17 protein-coding genes are annotated in these 15,751 nt (G+C 49.3%); 8 read left to right on the forward strand and 9 right to left on the reverse strand.

Going from position 1 to position 15,751, the window contains the following annotated elements; all coding sequences use genetic code 11:
- Window positions 1-224 precede the first annotated feature (224 nt).
- Window positions 225-1,229, reverse strand: coding sequence for a zinc-binding dehydrogenase (locus NR121_RS17785; protein ID WP_256831601.1), 1,005 nt, complete (start codon window positions 1,227-1,229; stop codon window positions 225-227).
- Between the two features lie 48 nt (window positions 1,230-1,277).
- On the reverse strand, window positions 1,278-2,165 hold the full coding sequence (locus tag NR121_RS17790; protein WP_074729086.1) for a LysR family transcriptional regulator: 888 nt from the start codon (window positions 2,163-2,165) through the stop codon (window positions 1,278-1,280).
- Between the two features lie 120 nt (window positions 2,166-2,285).
- On the opposite strand from NR121_RS17790, the gene NR121_RS17795 reads away from it, so the two are divergent.
- Both NR121_RS17795 and NR121_RS17800 read left to right on the forward strand, forming a co-directional pair.
- Window positions 2,286-2,657: a CidA/LrgA family protein gene (locus NR121_RS17795; RefSeq protein ID WP_062410753.1), complete on the forward strand. Its 372-nt coding sequence runs from the start codon at window positions 2,286-2,288 to the stop codon at window positions 2,655-2,657.
- On the forward strand, window positions 2,654-3,334 hold the full coding sequence (locus NR121_RS17800) for an LrgB family protein (RefSeq protein WP_054820028.1): 681 nt from the start codon (window positions 2,654-2,656) through the stop codon (window positions 3,332-3,334). The genes NR121_RS17795 and NR121_RS17800 overlap by 4 nt, the downstream gene beginning before the upstream one ends.
- A gap of 41 nt (window positions 3,335-3,375) precedes the next feature.
- On the opposite strand, the gene NR121_RS17805 is transcribed toward NR121_RS17800, so the two are convergent.
- Window positions 3,376-4,281, reverse strand: a complete 906-nt coding sequence (locus NR121_RS17805) for an NAD(P)-dependent oxidoreductase (protein WP_256831605.1) — start codon at window positions 4,279-4,281, stop codon at window positions 3,376-3,378.
- A 187-nt stretch (window positions 4,282-4,468) separates the two neighbouring features.
- Here NR121_RS17805 and NR121_RS17810 point away from each other — a divergent pair, with 187 nt between their 5' ends.
- The 6 genes from NR121_RS17810 to NR121_RS17835 are packed head-to-tail and all read left to right on the forward strand — an operon-like array spanning window position 4,469 to window position 10,421.
- Complete coding sequence (locus NR121_RS17810; protein WP_256831606.1) at window positions 4,469-5,257, forward strand: DeoR/GlpR family DNA-binding transcription regulator; 789 nt, start codon at window positions 4,469-4,471, stop codon at window positions 5,255-5,257.
- 1 nt (window position 5,258) lies between these two features.
- Entirely contained in the window at window positions 5,259-6,437 is a 1,179-nt protein-coding gene (locus tag NR121_RS17815; protein WP_054820033.1) for a diphosphate--fructose-6-phosphate 1-phosphotransferase, read from the forward strand.
- 36 nt (window positions 6,438-6,473) lie between these two features.
- Complete coding sequence (locus NR121_RS17820; protein WP_256831607.1) at window positions 6,474-7,817, forward strand: ABC transporter substrate-binding protein; 1,344 nt, start codon at window positions 6,474-6,476, stop codon at window positions 7,815-7,817.
- A complete protein-coding gene (locus tag NR121_RS17825) occupies window positions 7,807-8,685 on the forward strand; it encodes a carbohydrate ABC transporter permease (RefSeq protein ID WP_171006026.1) in 879 nt (292 codons plus the stop codon). Before NR121_RS17820 ends, NR121_RS17825 begins: the two co-directional genes overlap by 11 nt.
- Window positions 8,686-8,687: 2 nt before the next feature.
- Entirely contained in the window at window positions 8,688-9,512 is an 825-nt protein-coding gene (locus NR121_RS17830; RefSeq protein WP_256831608.1) for a carbohydrate ABC transporter permease, read from the forward strand.
- Window positions 9,513-9,536: 24 nt separating this feature from the next.
- On the forward strand, window positions 9,537-10,421 hold the full coding sequence (locus NR121_RS17835) for a class II fructose-bisphosphate aldolase (protein WP_054820039.1): 885 nt from the start codon (window positions 9,537-9,539) through the stop codon (window positions 10,419-10,421).
- A gap of 405 nt (window positions 10,422-10,826) precedes the next feature.
- Here the strand turns inward: NR121_RS17835 and NR121_RS17840 are convergent, their stop codons facing one another.
- The 6 genes from NR121_RS17840 to NR121_RS17865 all read right to left on the reverse strand — a co-directional run.
- Window positions 10,827-11,144, reverse strand: coding sequence for a vWA domain-containing protein (locus tag NR121_RS17840; RefSeq protein ID WP_256831609.1), 318 nt, complete (start codon window positions 11,142-11,144; stop codon window positions 10,827-10,829).
- A 358-nt stretch (window positions 11,145-11,502) separates the two neighbouring features.
- The gene (locus tag NR121_RS17845) at window positions 11,503-12,225 is read right to left on the reverse strand and encodes an ABC transporter permease (protein WP_256831611.1); all 723 of its coding nucleotides are present in this window, start codon (window positions 12,223-12,225) and stop codon (window positions 11,503-11,505) included.
- Window positions 12,218-13,225, reverse strand: coding sequence for an ABC transporter permease (locus tag NR121_RS17850; RefSeq protein ID WP_054820043.1), 1,008 nt, complete (start codon window positions 13,223-13,225; stop codon window positions 12,218-12,220). Before NR121_RS17850 ends, NR121_RS17845 begins: the two co-directional genes overlap by 8 nt.
- Window positions 13,226-14,728, reverse strand: a complete 1,503-nt coding sequence (locus NR121_RS17855) for a sugar ABC transporter ATP-binding protein (protein ID WP_256831613.1) — start codon at window positions 14,726-14,728, stop codon at window positions 13,226-13,228.
- A 73-nt stretch (window positions 14,729-14,801) separates the two neighbouring features.
- Complete coding sequence (locus NR121_RS17860; RefSeq protein WP_256831615.1) at window positions 14,802-15,575, reverse strand: substrate-binding domain-containing protein; 774 nt, start codon at window positions 15,573-15,575, stop codon at window positions 14,802-14,804.
- A 58-nt stretch (window positions 15,576-15,633) separates the two neighbouring features.
- Window positions 15,634-15,751, reverse strand: a 118-nt coding sequence (locus NR121_RS17865; protein WP_256831618.1) for an ATP-binding protein, incomplete at its 5' end; no start/stop codon positions are given.

The following is a 15,751-nucleotide window of genomic DNA, read 5'->3' on the forward strand; positions in this document are numbered from 1 at the left end:
AATGATGAAAATTTCCTCTCCGTTCGGTAAGCGGTACATGGTCATTCCTCCTTGATTTTCAAAAAGAGTGAATTCGACAAAGGGAAACGCTTACAAAAATGACTGTGATTTGAAGTATACCGTCTCGATGCGAAGAAAGAAATGGTTTTTTATATAACAACATTCCGCATAACGGGCTATATTTTTTGTATGTTCATACAAAAAAAGATCGGGGCCGCCCCGATCTAATGGCCGCCGGAGCCGACATAAAACCCGATTTTGCCCAGCTGTGCCGCGCGCTCCATCCGTTCGAACGCCTGCGCATATTGCTCCAACGGCATCATTTGGTCCAGCACGGGTTTGATTTGATGGGTTTCAATAAATTGGAGCATCTCCAGATACTCTTCCCCGCTTCCCATCGTCGTCCCCAACAAATTATACTGGCCATAGAAGAAGTCGCGCAAATTGAATGGAACGACATCTCCCGTGGAAGCGCCGAACGTGACTATGGTGCCTCCCGGACGCAGCCGTTCAAGCGACTTATGAAATGTAGCCGCGCCGACGCTTTCAATGGCGACATCCACCTTTGCTCCGTCAAGCGCCGTGCCCCAATCGTCATGACTGTCGATCGCGCGGTCGGCACCGTATTCCAGGGCTTTCCTGCATTTCTCCTTCGATCGGGAGGTTACATATACGGTAGCACCCGCCGCTTTGGCAAACTGAAGAAGAAACGTAGCGGCACCGCCGCCGATGCCCGGGATCAGCACCTTCATGCCGGGCCGGATGCGAGCCCTCGTAAACAATGCGCGATACGCTGTGAGCGCCGCCAAAGACAGCACGCCGGCTTCCTCCCAAGTTAAATAACGGGGTTTAAGGATGGCATTATCGCCAGGCACAATGACCTTTTCCGCAAAAGTGCCGTGTTTGGGAAACCCCAGAATTTCATAACCCGCGGGAGGCGCTTCGCTGTTCTCCTTCCATCCAAGACTTGGATTAATGATCACCTCGTCTCCTACTTGGACGTGCGTTACGCCTTCGCCGACGGCATCGATGACACCGGCCCCGTCTGAACCGATAATGACAGGCGGATCCGTCGGCTTATGGCGTTCGAGGACAAAAAGATCCCGGTGATTCATTCCCGCCGTTCTTAATTTGACCCTTACCTCTCCCGCCCCAGGCTGCGGCTCTTCCATCTCCTGAACGGATAAGCCGTCCAATCCGCTCTTCCCTGCATGTACAATCGCCTTCATTCTATCACTCCTTTATGAATCTTATATTTACAAAAATAGTTGGCAAAATCAAGTAGAATCGGAAAAAATTTGTTTTGTGAAAGCGATCCATTCTCTTGCGGCCAACGATTGATATCCCTTCCGTCTCCAGGCCATCACGGGCTGCCACGGAATTTCAGGTACCAACGGGATCGCTTTTACTTTATCCGGATCCAACAAGCGGCAGATGGTGTCCGGCAGAAACGCAATGCCCAGATCGGCTCTTACCATCTCCCGAATTAAATCCCATTGGGAGCTTTCGGATACGATGCGGGGGACGAAGCCCGCCGAACGGCATGCATTCTTGATCCGATCATGCAGGGTAAAATTGCTGTTAAATAATATAAACCGTTCCTGCTCCAGTTCGGCCAGTTCAATTTGCTCCCGATCCGCTAACGGATGTGCGGGATGCATCACGACCTTGAGCCGATCATTAAAAATCGGAAACCAATCGAACACCGCCTGATTGACCGGCAGCAGCAAAATTCCTGCGTCCAGCAAGCCTTCTTCGATGCTTTCCTCGATTTTTCTTGCGCCATCCTCCACCATCTTCATCGTGATCCCCGGATAACGGTCCTGAAATTTTTTAATCACGTCCGGGAAGAAGCTCGATCCCGCCATGGGCGGCAAACCGATGCGAATGCTGCCTTTGTTCAGGAAGGTCAGGTCATTGATTTCCGTTTTTAAATTTTCGAACATCTGCAGAATCGGTCCGGAATATTTCAAGATCGCTTCGCCTACATCCGTCAATTGGATTTGTCTTCCGTTCCGGACAAAAATGTCTGCGTTCAATTCATTCTCCAGATTTTGGATCATTTTGCTTATGGTCGGTTGTGTCACATTTAGATTTTCCGCGGCTTTGGTAAAGCTGCTGCACCGCACGATTTCTGCGATGTACTGCAAGTGGCGCAGCTCCATCGGCATTCCCCCTCATACAACCATAAATAAATGGAATGAATTGAATTCTATAAATTCATTTTACATATGGAACCCCGCTTTGTATACTCACTTTAAACAACGACGGAAGGGGTGCGGTCCATGAAGTCATGGTTGCTTACAGGTGTACAGGTATTGTTTTTTGTTCTGATTGCCAAAATAGCGGACGCCATCGTACAATGGTCCGGCTTCCCGGTGCCGGGCAGTATTGTAGGGATCGTGCTGTTGTTTGCGCTTCTGAAAAGCAGGGTCATTCGCCTGGAGTGGATCGAATTGGGCTCCAGATGGCTGCTTGCCGAAATGCTGCTGTTTTTTATTCCCGCCTTCGTAGGCATCATCAATTATAAAAGCTTGCTTGCGGATCACGGTATCGCCATCGTCGGCATCATCATCCTTAGCGTGCTCGCCGTCATGTTTTGCAGCGCCCTCGTCGGTCAGCGGCTGTCCGCCCGGAAAGAGAGACAGGTCCAATGATGGAGGCGATCTTTTGGCTGTGCTGCACCGTTGCGGTTTACTGGGTGTCCAAACGCATGTATATCCTGTTTCCCAAGGTGTATTTGACTCCACTGCTGGTTACGCCGGTCGTCGTCATCGCGCTCGTTGAAGCCGCAGGCGTGCCCTTTGAAAGCTACAACAAAGGAGGCGCATGGCTCACCGGCATGATGGAGCCCGCTACTATCGCGCTCGCCGTCATCTTATACAAGCATCTCGACGTGCTCCGAAACCATGCTTATGTCATCGTCGCAAGCGTCAGCTGCGGCTCCGTCGCCGCCGTCGTAACATCGGCCGGACTCGCCCATCTGTTCGGCTTACATGCGGAGCTCGTCTCCAGCCTTGCGCCGCACTCCGCCACGACACCCATCGCCCTTGCCGTCACCCGCATGACCGGAGGCATTCCGTCCGTCACCGCGCTTGCTACCTTGATGACCGGATTGCTCGGCATCCTCGTCGGTCCGTTGATCATCAAGTGGTTCCATGTTCAAAGTCCCGTCTCCCGCGGCATCCTCCTGGGAACCAGCGCTCACTCGGCCGGCATCCGGCAAGCGATAGAGTATAGTCCCGTCTCCGGCTCCATCGCGGTCGTGTCGATGATACTGACCGCATTCATCACGTTATGCGTCGCGCCATGGATCATTTGGTGGCTTCGGTAAAGGACGGGGCCTATGGTCGTGAGCCCAAGGTACCCGCCAAATTAAAAATGGCTGTACAGTTTCACCATCGCGGAAACATCCTCATCTTGATATCCCCGGTTCATCCCCATTACAAACAACTCCTTTGCCTGCGCCAGCATCAAGGCCGGGACCTTCAATTCAGCAGCCAATTGCCTGGATAAAGCCAAGTCCTTGTTCATTAAACCCACGGAAAATTGCGTACTGAAATCCTCCTCCAGCAATTTGGCCGCTTTCGCTTCGAGCACCGCACTCCGCGCACCTCCCTGCTGCAAAATATGCAGAAACAGCCCCGGATCGATCTGCGCCTTTTTGACCAGAGCCAGCCCCTCAATCAACGACAATAAATTCAATGCCACGATCGTATTGCTGGCCAGCTTAGCTGTAGAGGCACTGCCTATTTCCCCCAAATAAAAAACGTTTTTCCCCATGGCTTTAAAAAGGGGATCGTTTTGTTCAACAAGCGGAGCCTTCCCGCCGATTAAAAAATTCAGTTTTCCTTCTTCGGCCTGGATTGTGCTGCCTGTTACAGGGGCTTCAAGATATTCGAACCCAAAAGGCGATAGCCTTTCCAAGATGGATTTGGAAGCGGCCGGACTTACGGTGCTGCAGTTAATGATCGTTTTCTTCCGTTTTCGATCATCCTTTGGCTTGGAACCGTCTACCCTCCCGGGAGCGGATAATACTAATCCTTGTTCCCCAAAAAGGACCTCATTCACCGCTGCATCGTCGGATAACATCAACAGGATCGTGTCTGATTGCTCCGACAATTCGATCGGGCTTTTCGCCGGTTTAGCTCCTAAATTAACCAGATCCTCCATGGCCGCCGCCGTCCGATTCCATACGGTTATATCAACACCGCTGCGCAGCAGGTTTTGCGCCATTGGCTTTCCCATGGCTCCTAATCCGATCCATCCGATCCGTTCCATTCTCTAACCTCCTTCAAAACATCATTTCAGATCATCATTATTAAGTAAATGATCGGTATATACATGATGTTCAAACAAAAAAAATCCATTTCGATCCCGTTTTCCTTGAATGTTAGCCAAGCCGGCTGAATATGATGAAGCAAACCACAAATCCATGTGATCATCTTCATTCAAAGCGGGAGGGTATATGCTGGCTGAAGAGAGGTATCAACGCATTTTACAATTGATTGAGCAGAACAGAATCGTGACCGTCGCAGATATTGTAAACGAATGTCGAATTTCCGATATCACCGCGCGCAGAGATCTGGTACATCTCGGCCGAATGAATAAGATCACCCGAATACGCGGTGGGGCGAAAGCGGTCGAATCGAAAACGGTCCCTTCCGATCTTAATGAAAGATTTTACCGGCAAGCGCTTGAACACCGGGAGGAAAAACGAATCATCGGCGGGTTCGCCGCTTCCTTGATTGAAGACGGGGAAATTATCATTCTGGACGGCGGGTCCACTACGCTGGAAATTGCCAAACAGCTTGTGGGAAAAAAAGATCTCACGGTGATTGTCACCGCCATCAATATTGCCGAAGAATTGGAATTCAGGGAAGGCGTTACCACCATACTGACAGGGGGGACGCTGCGTTCCAGGACCAATTCCCTGGTCAATCCCTTGCTTAAACAAACCTTAAGCCAGATTTATGCGGATAAGGTGTTCATCGGGGTTCGGGGGATTTCGGTTTCCCATGGATATACAACCGACGATTTTGCCGAAGCGGAAGTCAAGAAATTGCTTATAACGGCCGCCAAGTCGGTTTATATCGTTGCCGATTCGTCCAAATTCAACCGGATTGCGGCAGCTCAAATCGGGCATATCGACGAAGCGCATTATATCATCACGGAGGATCAGCTCCGTTCCATGGTGAAGCGCGAGTTCGATCATTATAAATGCCGGATTATTATGGCTACGGGAGGAGAGGACTGATGTGAAAAAAACGAATATGGCCATCGGCCAGTCAGGCGGACCGACGTCCGTCATCAATATGTCGTTATATGGGGCTCTGGAGCAGGCGTTGAAGCAGACGGAAATCGATACGATTTTCGGAGTGTGCAACGGTATCGAAGGTCTTTTGCAGCATCGCCTTGTACGGCTGAACGATAAACTGGATCGGGCCCGGCAAGCGGCAAGCCAGCCTGGCGCCATCTTGGGGGCCTCCCGTTACGAGCTGAGCGAACAAGAACTGGAAAAGATCGTCTCCGCGATGGAAACATGGAATATCGGTCTGTTTTGTTATATCGGCGGCAACGGCTCGTCCAGAACCGTACAATCGCTTCACCATTATGCTGCGGCTACCGGCAGGGATATGAAATTTATTCATATCCCCAAAACGATCGATAACGATCTGTTTGGAACCGATCATACCCCCGGATACGGCAGCGCGGCAAAATTTGTGTCGAATGTCGTCCAATGGGTAGGAGCGGACCTGCGCAGCATGAACACGTTTGACCAAATTAAAATCGTGGAGATGATGGGCAGAAACGCCGGGTGGCTGGCGGCGGCAAGCGCACTGGGCAAGCGGGATGAGCATGATATGCCTCATTTGGTGTATTTACCGGAGCATTACGTTCATCTGGAGCTCATGCTGGCCGATATTGAAAGGGTTTACAAAACAGTTGGAACGGTATTGATGGTCGTCCCTGAATTCATTCGGACTTCTTCAAGCGAAATGCTGCTGGATCAGGATAAAGCGTCCAGTCGCGAATTCAGGAATGGTCATCCGGGCGGCACCAGCCATTATTTGGCCCGAGTGATTAGCGAACAGTTGGGTTTGAAGGCAAGATATGACGCTCCTGGGACTTTATATCGTGCGGCGGCATGCATGACCTCCGATATCGATCTAAAAGAAGCTTATCAGCTTGGCGCAGCGGCTGTAAGTCATTTGCTTCTGGGCCGTTCCGGAGGGATGGTCGCTTTGCACCGCATTTCCCATTCGCCTTATCAATGTGAAATCCGATGGACGGATTTGACGGGAATATCCGGAAAGGAGAGGAAGCTTCCTGACCATTATTGGGATCCCCGCCGGCATATGCCGAGCGAATCCTTCAAAGAGTATCTGCTCCCCTTGGTCGATCATGAAATGCCGTCTGTTCTAAGCGGTTTGTAAACAAACTCCATGGAAGAGGAAAGGAGCTTGAGCGCTATGAAGAAGTCTACATATGTGCTGCCGATGGTGTCTCTCATGGTTTTCATCGCCGCCTGTTCTCCGCCGTCGGCCGCACCGGCCTCCCAACAAAAAACGCCGGACGAGAAGCGGCCGCAGCAGTCCGTTGAACAAAAAAACGATCAGAACGCTAATGCCAAAACCACGATCACATGGCTGCAATGGTGGAAGACCGAGGTTGGCGAAGAACCGCTTAAGCAGATCAAGGAGGCCTTTGAACAGGAAAATCCGGATATTGAATTGAATATCGAAGATCTTCCGTATGCCCAAGTTCATGACAAGATCGTCACCCTGAATCTGGCCGGAAGTCCGCCCGACGTCATTACGATTCAAAGCCCCTGGGTGATCGAATTCGCGGAGGCAGGGATCTCCTATCCATTGAATGATTTTTTTAATCAAATGCCCGAAGACTATAAAAAAGGCGTGGAAGGCCCCTTGTGGGTACCGTGGAAAAACAATTACACCGGCATCCCTTTCTATACCGGCAACGTAGCTCAATTTTATAACAAGAAAAAGCTGGAAGCCGCTAACGTAAAGCCCCCTGAGACATGGGAGGAGCTATTGGAGGTGAGTAAAAAATTAACAGATCCCAGTAAAAAGCAATATGCCCTAACCGGAAACATCAGCGCCGAACCGGCAACAACAGCTACTTACGAGATATGGCCCCTTATTCTGCAGGCTGGAGGCAAAATCATTGAGAACAACAGGGCTGCATTCAATACCGAGCAAGGTGTCAAGGCTTTGGAATTTTACAAAAGTCTGGTCAAGCAATATAAAGTAACCACTCCAGGGGAGCTATCCGCTGGTGAAAAGGAAAAGCGGGCCAACTTCAGTTCCGAGAATACCGCTTTGATGTTTGAAGGACCTTGGGGGATCGGCATACAAAATAAAGCCAATCCCGGTTTGGAATTTGGTGTGGCCCCATTACCCAAAGGCGTCACCCATGGGACGGTCGTAACCGGTTCTTTATTAGGCATTTCGGCTAAAAGCAAGCAGAAAGAAGCCGCCTGGAAATTTATTTCCTTTATGGGAGGCGTCAAAGGACAACTGATATGGGCCAAGTCGGCGAATTATTTCCCTCATAATAAAGAAGCCATGAAGGATGAATTCGTGCAAAACAACGCGATGCTGAAGGTTTTCGCCAATCAATTTGAAGCCGGCAATGCGGTGGGCGTGGACTTGTATCTTCCGCTTTCCAGCGATTTAAGAAAAGTGTTTATGAACGAGGTGCAAATGTTTGTAAGCGACAAGAAAAGCGCCAAGCAGGCGTTAGACGATGCGGCAGCAGAATGGAACAAGGTGTTCGAGAAATATGATAACTAAATACTTCCAGAAAATATCCTTTATTTTACCAGCTATGATGCTGTTGATCCTCTTGACCGGATATCCGCTGCTTCAAGTCATCCAGATGAGTTTCTATGATTATCAAAATAAATCCTTTCCCGTCTTCGCAGGGCTTTCAAATTATACAACTCTGATCTTAGACAGCAAATTTTGGGATGCTTTGTCGCATACGTTAGTCTTTACTTTCAGCAGTGTCATTCTTGATCTCATTGTAGGGATGACGCTTGCCGTATTGCTGAACCAAAGCATCAATCTCAGGGTTCGCGGGATCCTTCGCTCCATCCTTATGTTTCCCTGGTTATTTTCCAGCTCCGTAGTAGCAGCGACCTGGGTGCTCATGCTGAATCCGTTTGGCATTATCAACAGCACTTTGCATTCGATTGGCTTTTACGATCTGAGTCAGATTCCTTGGCTAAGCGATGAACGCTTTGCTTTACCCGCATTAATTTTGGCCAATGTATGGCGGGGATTTCCGTTTGTGATGCTGATGCTGCTCGCCGGACTGCAAACCGTATCCAAAGATTATAAGGAGGCTGCGGAAGTGGACGGGGCAGGTGCTTTGCAAACCTTTATTTACATCATCCTGCCCCAAATGAAAGGGGTCATTCTGACGGTAACGATATTGGAGATCATTTGGAATTTCCGCTCGTTTGACCTCGTATTTCTCATGACGGGGGGTGGTCCGATGAATGCCACGGAGGTACTGTCCACTTACGTATATAATCAAGCATTCCGTTCCTTGAATTTCGGTTACGCCTCCGCCATCGCCTTATTCATGTTCTTGGTCATGGCGCTTACTTCCATAGCCTACCTGAAAATGGCTTTGGAAAAGGAGGTGGACCCCTGAAATTGAAACAAAAAAAGAAGGTTGCAACCTATGCGGCGCTGTTTGTTCTAACGAGTATTTCGATGCTGCCTATTCTTTGGATGAGTTCCGTTTCTTTTCGCGATAACACGGAAATATTCTCCATCCCGGTCAAATGGATACCCGAGCAGCTCAATATGGAGTCCTATCGACGGGTACTGGCTAATCCGGAGCTGATTCAATTTTTTGTTAACAGCTATATCATCGCTTTTTGCGTTACGTTCTTATGTGTACTGTTAGCATCACTAACCGGCTACGGGTTTTCCCGATTCAAATTTGCCGGAAAAAAAATCGCGCTGGTGTATATTCTCTTAACCCAGGTATTTCCGATGGTGCTGCTGAGCATACCTTACTTTCTGTTCATCTCAAGAATGGGGCTTTACAATACCTACACTGCGCTGATCCTTGCTTATACCTCTTTTGCTTTGCCGTTTTCCATCTTGATGATGCGCGACTTTATTAACAGCATCCCCCGGGAATTGGACGAAGCGGCTACCATCGACGGTTATGGACCGTTTCGGACCTTCCTGTATATCATTCTGCCGCCTGCTTTACCCGGTTTAATTGCAACGGCAGTGTATACCTTTATTCTGGCCTGGAACGAATTTTTGTTTGCCGTTGTCTTGACCCAGACGGTGGAGAAAAGGCCGCTCACGATTGGGATCGGATTTTTGATCGGGGAATTTACAACCGAATGGAACCAGCTGGCGGCATTATCGTTTATGTCAAGCATCCCGTTAATTGTTATCTTTCTTTTTATTCAAAAATATTTGTTACAAGGCCTTACGGCCGGAAGTGTCAAAAATTAAAAGGAGAGAAAGGGAGAGAAGACGATGTTGGTACCTATGAAAGAGATTTTAACTCATGCTGTTCAAAACCATTATGCGGTTGGTTCGTTTGACGTTCCCAATTTGGAAACGGCGACGGCGGTGTTGGAAGCCGCACAAGAAAACGTTTCGCCGGTTGTGATTGCGGTGCCTGAAACGTTTTTCCCTTTTCAGCAATTTGAAGTGTTTGTGAAAGCCATCCGCCTGCTGGCGGAACCATTGGATATCCCCGTCGCTCTCATTTTGGATCACGGCCGAAGCTACGACAGCTGCATGCGGGCCATTCATGCCGGGATGACCACCGTGATGTTCGACGGTTCCGACCTTCCATATGATGAGAACCTGGCGATCACTAAGGAGATTGTGAAGGTTGCCCATTCTCTCGGAATCACCGTGGAGGCGGAAGTGGGTCATGTGGCCCGTAACGGCCTGACATCCGAGGAAATCTCGAAGCTGCTGACCAACCCGGCCCAGGCAGCCGAATTCGTGAATGAAACTCAGGTCGATTGCCTGGCCGTAGCGGTCGGAACGATTCACGGAAAATACAAAGGAGAACCGAAAATACATTTTGATTTATTGGAGCAAATCCAACGTGCGACGCAAATCCCCCTGGTGCTTCACGGCGGATCCTCTACAGGCGAAGAAAATTTGCAGCGGGCGATTTCTTTTGGCATACGGAAAATTAATATTTATACGGATATGGCCGTGGCGGCCAAAGAGAGCGTGGTTTCACTGCTCGAGCAAAATGATCCCAAGACGCGGATCAACGATATATTAATTGCAACCAAACAAAGCTTCGGTCAAGTGGCCGGATATTATATGCGGCTGTTCGGGTCGGCGGGCCAAGCTGAAGGGTTCCCCAGAACCGAACGGAAGTTGATCGTCAAATAGTACACTTCTCGCGAAATCCTTGAAGGGACTGGCCGCGGCTAGTCGCAGAGAGCTGTGAAAACAACCAGTAAAGTGGACCAACGGAAGAGCGCCGTTGGTCCTGTTTCTGTTATCCAGGGGAGTACCATACCCCAGACACACTGAACAATTTGCGCCATGTTGCAGTAATGAATCGAGAGAATCTTGGACTTTCCCCGAAAATCAAGATCTGTACAATTATCCTTGTTTTTCATCACGACGTTCAAAATGAGTATGCAGCCTGTATAAACAAATCTCCTTTGTCCAAGCGTGCAGCAGCTTTTCGTCATGACATTGCTTTCAACCTCCTTTGCGCGGTTGCTTTTTACGAGATAACTCCTCCAGCAAATGAATGACATTCAGATCTATGGCATTGGGGGGCCAATATTATTGGATTCGGAGCGGTAATAATGCTCTCGGCCAGAAATCAGCCAGTGGAATGTTGCTCCGGATTTGAGTGTCAAAGGATAGCAAATAACCTTCGGTATCCCGGCACAACGCCAAGATTCCCTTGATTTCCGAGAGAAACGACCTTAGCTCCGCTGGAGAGATCGAGCCGGACAAGTCCACCGCAATCACGACCTCCCGGAGGAAATCGTCCCGTTCATTCCAATCCGGCAGGAAGAGATCGGTATGCACGTATCGCTTATCGCTCGGTGCGAAGCCGTAGTCCGTCGTCTCCTCCGTGATGTAGGCCGCAAGCAATTCCCGCCAATTTTTCTGTGGAGTCGTTAGTTTCTTGATGCTTCGCAGCAGCCTTTCATTAGGCTCGCCCCTAAAATCATGCGTATCTGCTCTTGCTAGAACTTATCCTTCTCTTCTTAGCCAAAGAATCCCAAGACAAGATAAGGAAGATTAGAACGCCGCGTGCTACGCTTTGCCAGTAAAAATTAATGCCCGATAAATTAAGCCCATTGGATACCACGCCAAAAAACAGCACGCCGATCAATGTCCCCGGGATGTTGGCATGGCCCTGACGGTTTAGTGCACTGCCTATAAATACTGCACCTATCGCATCCAATAAGTAATATCGGCCGCTCAAGGGAACGAATGACGTTAACTCTTAAGAACCGATGATACCGGCAAAGGAGCAGATCACACCGCTCAATACAAAAGCGTAAACGGTATACTTGTTTACAGGCACGCCGGAGAGTACGGCAGCCTCCTTCTGGTCTCCCAGCGCATAGAGATGACGGCCGAAGACCGTTCTGTTAAGCAGGAAATGAGCCCCAATCGCAGCAGCAATGGCGATGATGATTGAAAATTTAATATCGATTCGCCCGCCATCCTCTCCGGTAAACACAAATACGCTGCCGCGTCCCAAAAACTTGACCACCTCGCTCATTCCCGGGAAATAGACGGGTTCCCCGCCTCGGGTAAAAATTTTCTCTATGCTTTCACCGATGAATAACGTTCCCAAGGTGACCAGAAAAGGCGACAATCTTACTCTGACAATCAACAAGCTGTTAAACAAGCCTACCAGGACTCCTGCAGCTAACGCGATCGTTATGGCAGGCAGCCAACCAAAGCCCGCTTTCAGCAGCATGACAGCAACCATCGCTCCGATATCAAATGAAACGGCAATCGATAAATCAATCCCCCCGGAAGCAATCACAAAGCATAAGCCTACGGCAACTAAAGCAAGCACGGCAGACTGGCTTAAAATATTGGAAAGATTGCTGAAGGATAGAAACGACGGAGAAATGATTGAAAATGTGACGATGACCGCAAGTAAAGCCACTAGTGTGCTATACCGCATAAAATCTCTATCTGCCGTCCTAGACATGCGGCTTCACCCTCCTTTGCTGTGTTGTGGTAATCGCAACAGCCACAAGTATTAATGCGCCTTTAATCGCAAATACCCAGTACGTGGGAACATTGATTAATGTAAATCCGTTGGACAACATCCCCACAAACAGCGCGCTAAGAACCGCGCCTGTCATATTAGGCACAGATAATTTGCTGAAGACAGCGCTCATTAACCCGGCCAGCAGGATATCCAGCAGCATGATATCTCCAATACCGGTTACGGTACCCGATAAGCGGGCCACAATAATTAAGCTGGCGATGAACGCCGTGATGGAGGCTATAATATAAGTTAAAGCCAATGTCAGATTGACATGGACACCAGCCGCTCTGGCAGCTTCCGGATTTCCTCCGACGGCGTATACCCAGTTGCCGAACACGGTATGATTGAACAGCACATACGCCATCGCCCCTACGATCAGAAATATCCATACCGGCACCGGTATGTGCAGGAAGGCGCCGTTCGCTATCAAATTCAACGTCGGTTCGGATATGCTGATCACTTTATTATTCGTAATAAGCAGCTGCACGCCTTGTAATATATACATAACCGAAAGAGTGCCCAGCAGCGGGATAAATTTCAGTTTGACTATCGCAAACGCATTGATAACCCCTACAACCACACTGGATAAAAGCGCTGCTCCGGCGGCCGCCCATAACGAATACCCGTGACTAATTAACGCTGCTGTAATGGCAGCATTGAGAGCGAGATTATTCCCCAGTGATAAATCAATGCCCCCTCGAATGACATGGTTGCCGCCGCCGATAATAACGGCTGTCATGCCGCAGGCAATAATCCCCAAAGCGCTGGATTGAAGCAAAATATTCAGCACATTCTTCAACGTCAAAAAAGCAGGGGAGCGAACGGAAAAATACAAGGCCACAAGAACAAAGGTAAAATAACCGCTATACCTAAACACAAATGAAGAAATTGAAGAAATCGTACTCGTACCGCTACTCCTTCGGATTACCGGAATCATTCAGGTTCCTCCTCCCATCAAGCTGAGCATCAACTCATCCGATGTCACGTCACTTCCATCCAGCTCACGAATGATTTCTCCGCGGTACATGACCAGAATTCTGTTGCTCAGGCCTATCAGTTCCTGCAAATCCTGAGTGACCAAAAGCACGCCGGCCCCTTGCTTGACCAAGCTGCTGATCAACGAGTAAATCTCCACCTTGGCGCCTACATCTACCGCAGCCGTAGGCTGGTTCATAATGTACAATTTAGCCCCGCTGCTCAGCCATTTGGACAGCACGACCTTCTGCTGATTGCCGCCGCTTAAATAATTCACGGATGCTTCCTGATTCGGCGTGCGAATTTCCAGCCGCTCGATGAGCTCGGCAGCTTTCCGAAACTCCTGTTTTAATCGAATGACGCCCGCTTTACTTATTTTTTTGAGACTTGCGAGTGTGATATTTTCTCGAACCGACATATTTTGCACAATCCCCTGTCTGCGCCGATCTTCAGGCAAATACCCGATGCCTGCAGATACCGCCCGCTCCGGATTGATGCCGGCCATGTGGCGGCCTTCAATTTCAATATGGCCGCCCACCAGGCCGACGCCATCGAATAGAGCCTGTCCGAGGCTGGAATGCCCCGATCCCATTAATCCCGTGACGCCGACAACTTCACCGCTGCGGACTTGCAAATCGATATTGCGAAATTGTGTTTCGTGAGTTAAGCCTTTCACATTCAACAAGGTATGGCCCGAGACCAAGTGTTTCTCGGGAAACTGCTCCTCTAAACGCCGACCCACCATCATATAAACAATATCCTCGATAGATAGTCCCTTCGTATCCACCGTATTGATTTTGGCTCCATTTCGAAAAACCGTGATCCGGTCGCAAATTTGAACAATTTCACCCAAATAGTGCGAGATATAAATAATCCCGATGCCTCTTTCCTTCAGATCGCGGATCATTTCAAACAATCGATCGGCCTCGCGTTTCGCCAGCACCGCTGTAGGCTCGTCAAACACAATAATTTTCGGTTGATGAAGCAGGGCACGGCAAACCTGAATCAACTGCTGCTCGCCTACCGTCAGTTCGCCGATCAGCCGATGGCCAGCAATCGATAAGCCCACCTTCTCTTTCAGATGAGCTTCGGCCTCTTTCTCAAGCGATCGCCGTTTCATCCATTTTATTGGCGTGATGGAAGGCTCGATACCCAGAAATAAAGATTCCGCCACCGTGAGATAAGGGACAATATACCGCTCTTGATGAATAAAGTGGATGCCCAGCCTCTCTACCAGCTTCGGCGTCAGCCGTTCCAACGGTTGCCCTTGAAACCGGATCTCTCCGCTGTCTTGACTGTAAATCCCGGCCAATATTTTCATCAATGTGGACTTCCCCGCTCCGTTCTCTCCAACAAGGCCATGAATTTCACCATGACGAAGCTCAAAATCAACATGCTGGAGCGCTTTAACTCCAGGAAACTCTTTTTGAATGCCCAGCATCTGTAAGATGTATGCTTCACTCATAGACCTGTTTCTCGCTCCTTTACGCATGGGAATCATTCAAAGGACAGCAAATTCCCCTGCCCTTTGGAATTGGTTACTTAGGCTCCAGCTTCTTTCTCGCCTCTGCCACATTCTCTTTGGTAACTATGAAAGCATCCAGATATACCGTTTTCGGTACAGCCTGTCCCGCCAAAAAACGGGCCGCCGTATCAACAGCCGCTTGACCGACCTTGTATGGCTCCTGCGCCGCAATGGCTGTAAAAGAGCTGCTCGGGTCAGCGACCAGATCCAGTGCAGCCGGTTCCCCATCTGCGCCATACACCTTGATGTCCTTACGGCCTGCCGCATCGATGGCCTGTGCAGCGCCAATTCCCGGAATGTCCCAGCATGCCCAGACCGCCCTCAGATCGCCCTTCTGCGGATACTTGAGCAGCAGATCCTGAATCTTCTTGCGGGCATCTTCAATGGTTCCAGGGATAACGTCCTGTAATTCAGGTTCAATAAACTGGACCTTCGGATAATCTTGAGCGACATATTTCAACAGATCGTAGCGGATCCTGCAAGCCTGCACCCCATAAAAACCGTTAAAAACAGCCACTTTTCCTTCTCCGCCGATGTCTTCGAATAATTGACGGGCCAAGGCTTCACCCATATAATAATTATCCGACATATGGTTTGTGTTACTATATTCACTCGGATGGTCAATCGTAAACAAAGGGATTTTGGCATCCTTTACCTTTTTCAGCACATTAGTGAACACTTTCGTATCTCCAAGGTGCTTGATAATCGCATCCGGCTTTTGCGTAATCAAATTTTCGATATCAGCAATGGTTTTCTGGTCATTACGTTCCCCGTCTGTTTTTCGCAAGAGAAAAATGCTAATTTCGGCAGCGAAAAATGCCGACAGACACTTGCCAGTAGAATCATCAACCCGGAATTCGTTCCATCGCCTGTTTCAGACGGAAACTATCTCCGGTAAACGAGAGAATGTGAGCGTGGTGTACAAGCCGGTCCACCAGCGCTGACGTCAATTTCGTGTCCCCA

Source organism: Paenibacillus sp. Pae15 (assembly GCF_024519685.1).
Classification (GTDB): Bacteria; Bacillota; Bacilli; order Paenibacillales; family NBRC-103111; genus Paenibacillus_G; species Paenibacillus_G naphthalenovorans.

Excerpts from the sequence above, each read along its gene's own strand:
- NR121_RS17805 (WP_256831605.1), bottom strand. The coding sequence starts at position 4,281 with ATGGAACGGATCGGATGGATCGGATTAGGAGCCATGGGAAAGCCAATG.
- NR121_RS17785 (WP_256831601.1), bottom strand. The coding sequence starts at position 1,229 with ATGAAGGCGATTGTACATGCAGGGAAGAGCGGATTGGACGGCTTATCC.
- NR121_RS17825 (WP_171006026.1), top strand. The coding sequence starts at position 7,807 with ATGATAACTAAATACTTCCAGAAAATATCCTTTATTTTACCAGCTATG.
- NR121_RS17845 (WP_256831611.1), bottom strand. The coding sequence starts at position 12,225 with ATGTCTAGGACGGCAGATAGAGATTTTATGCGGTATAGCACACTAGTG.
- NR121_RS17810 (WP_256831606.1), top strand. The coding sequence starts at position 4,469 with ATGCTGGCTGAAGAGAGGTATCAACGCATTTTACAATTGATTGAGCAG.
- NR121_RS17855 (WP_256831613.1), bottom strand. The coding sequence starts at position 14,728 with ATGAGTGAAGCATACATCTTACAGATGCTGGGCATTCAAAAAGAGTTT.
- NR121_RS17795 (WP_062410753.1), top strand. The coding sequence starts at position 2,286 with ATGAAGTCATGGTTGCTTACAGGTGTACAGGTATTGTTTTTTGTTCTG.
- NR121_RS17790 (WP_074729086.1), bottom strand. The coding sequence starts at position 2,165 with ATGGAGCTGCGCCACTTGCAGTACATCGCAGAAATCGTGCGGTGCAGC.
- NR121_RS17835 (WP_054820039.1), top strand. The coding sequence starts at position 9,537 with ATGTTGGTACCTATGAAAGAGATTTTAACTCATGCTGTTCAAAACCAT.
- NR121_RS17800 (WP_054820028.1), top strand. The coding sequence starts at position 2,654 with ATGATGGAGGCGATCTTTTGGCTGTGCTGCACCGTTGCGGTTTACTGG.
- NR121_RS17820 (WP_256831607.1), top strand. The coding sequence starts at position 6,474 with ATGAAGAAGTCTACATATGTGCTGCCGATGGTGTCTCTCATGGTTTTC.
- NR121_RS17850 (WP_054820043.1), bottom strand. The coding sequence starts at position 13,225 with ATGATTCCGGTAATCCGAAGGAGTAGCGGTACGAGTACGATTTCTTCA.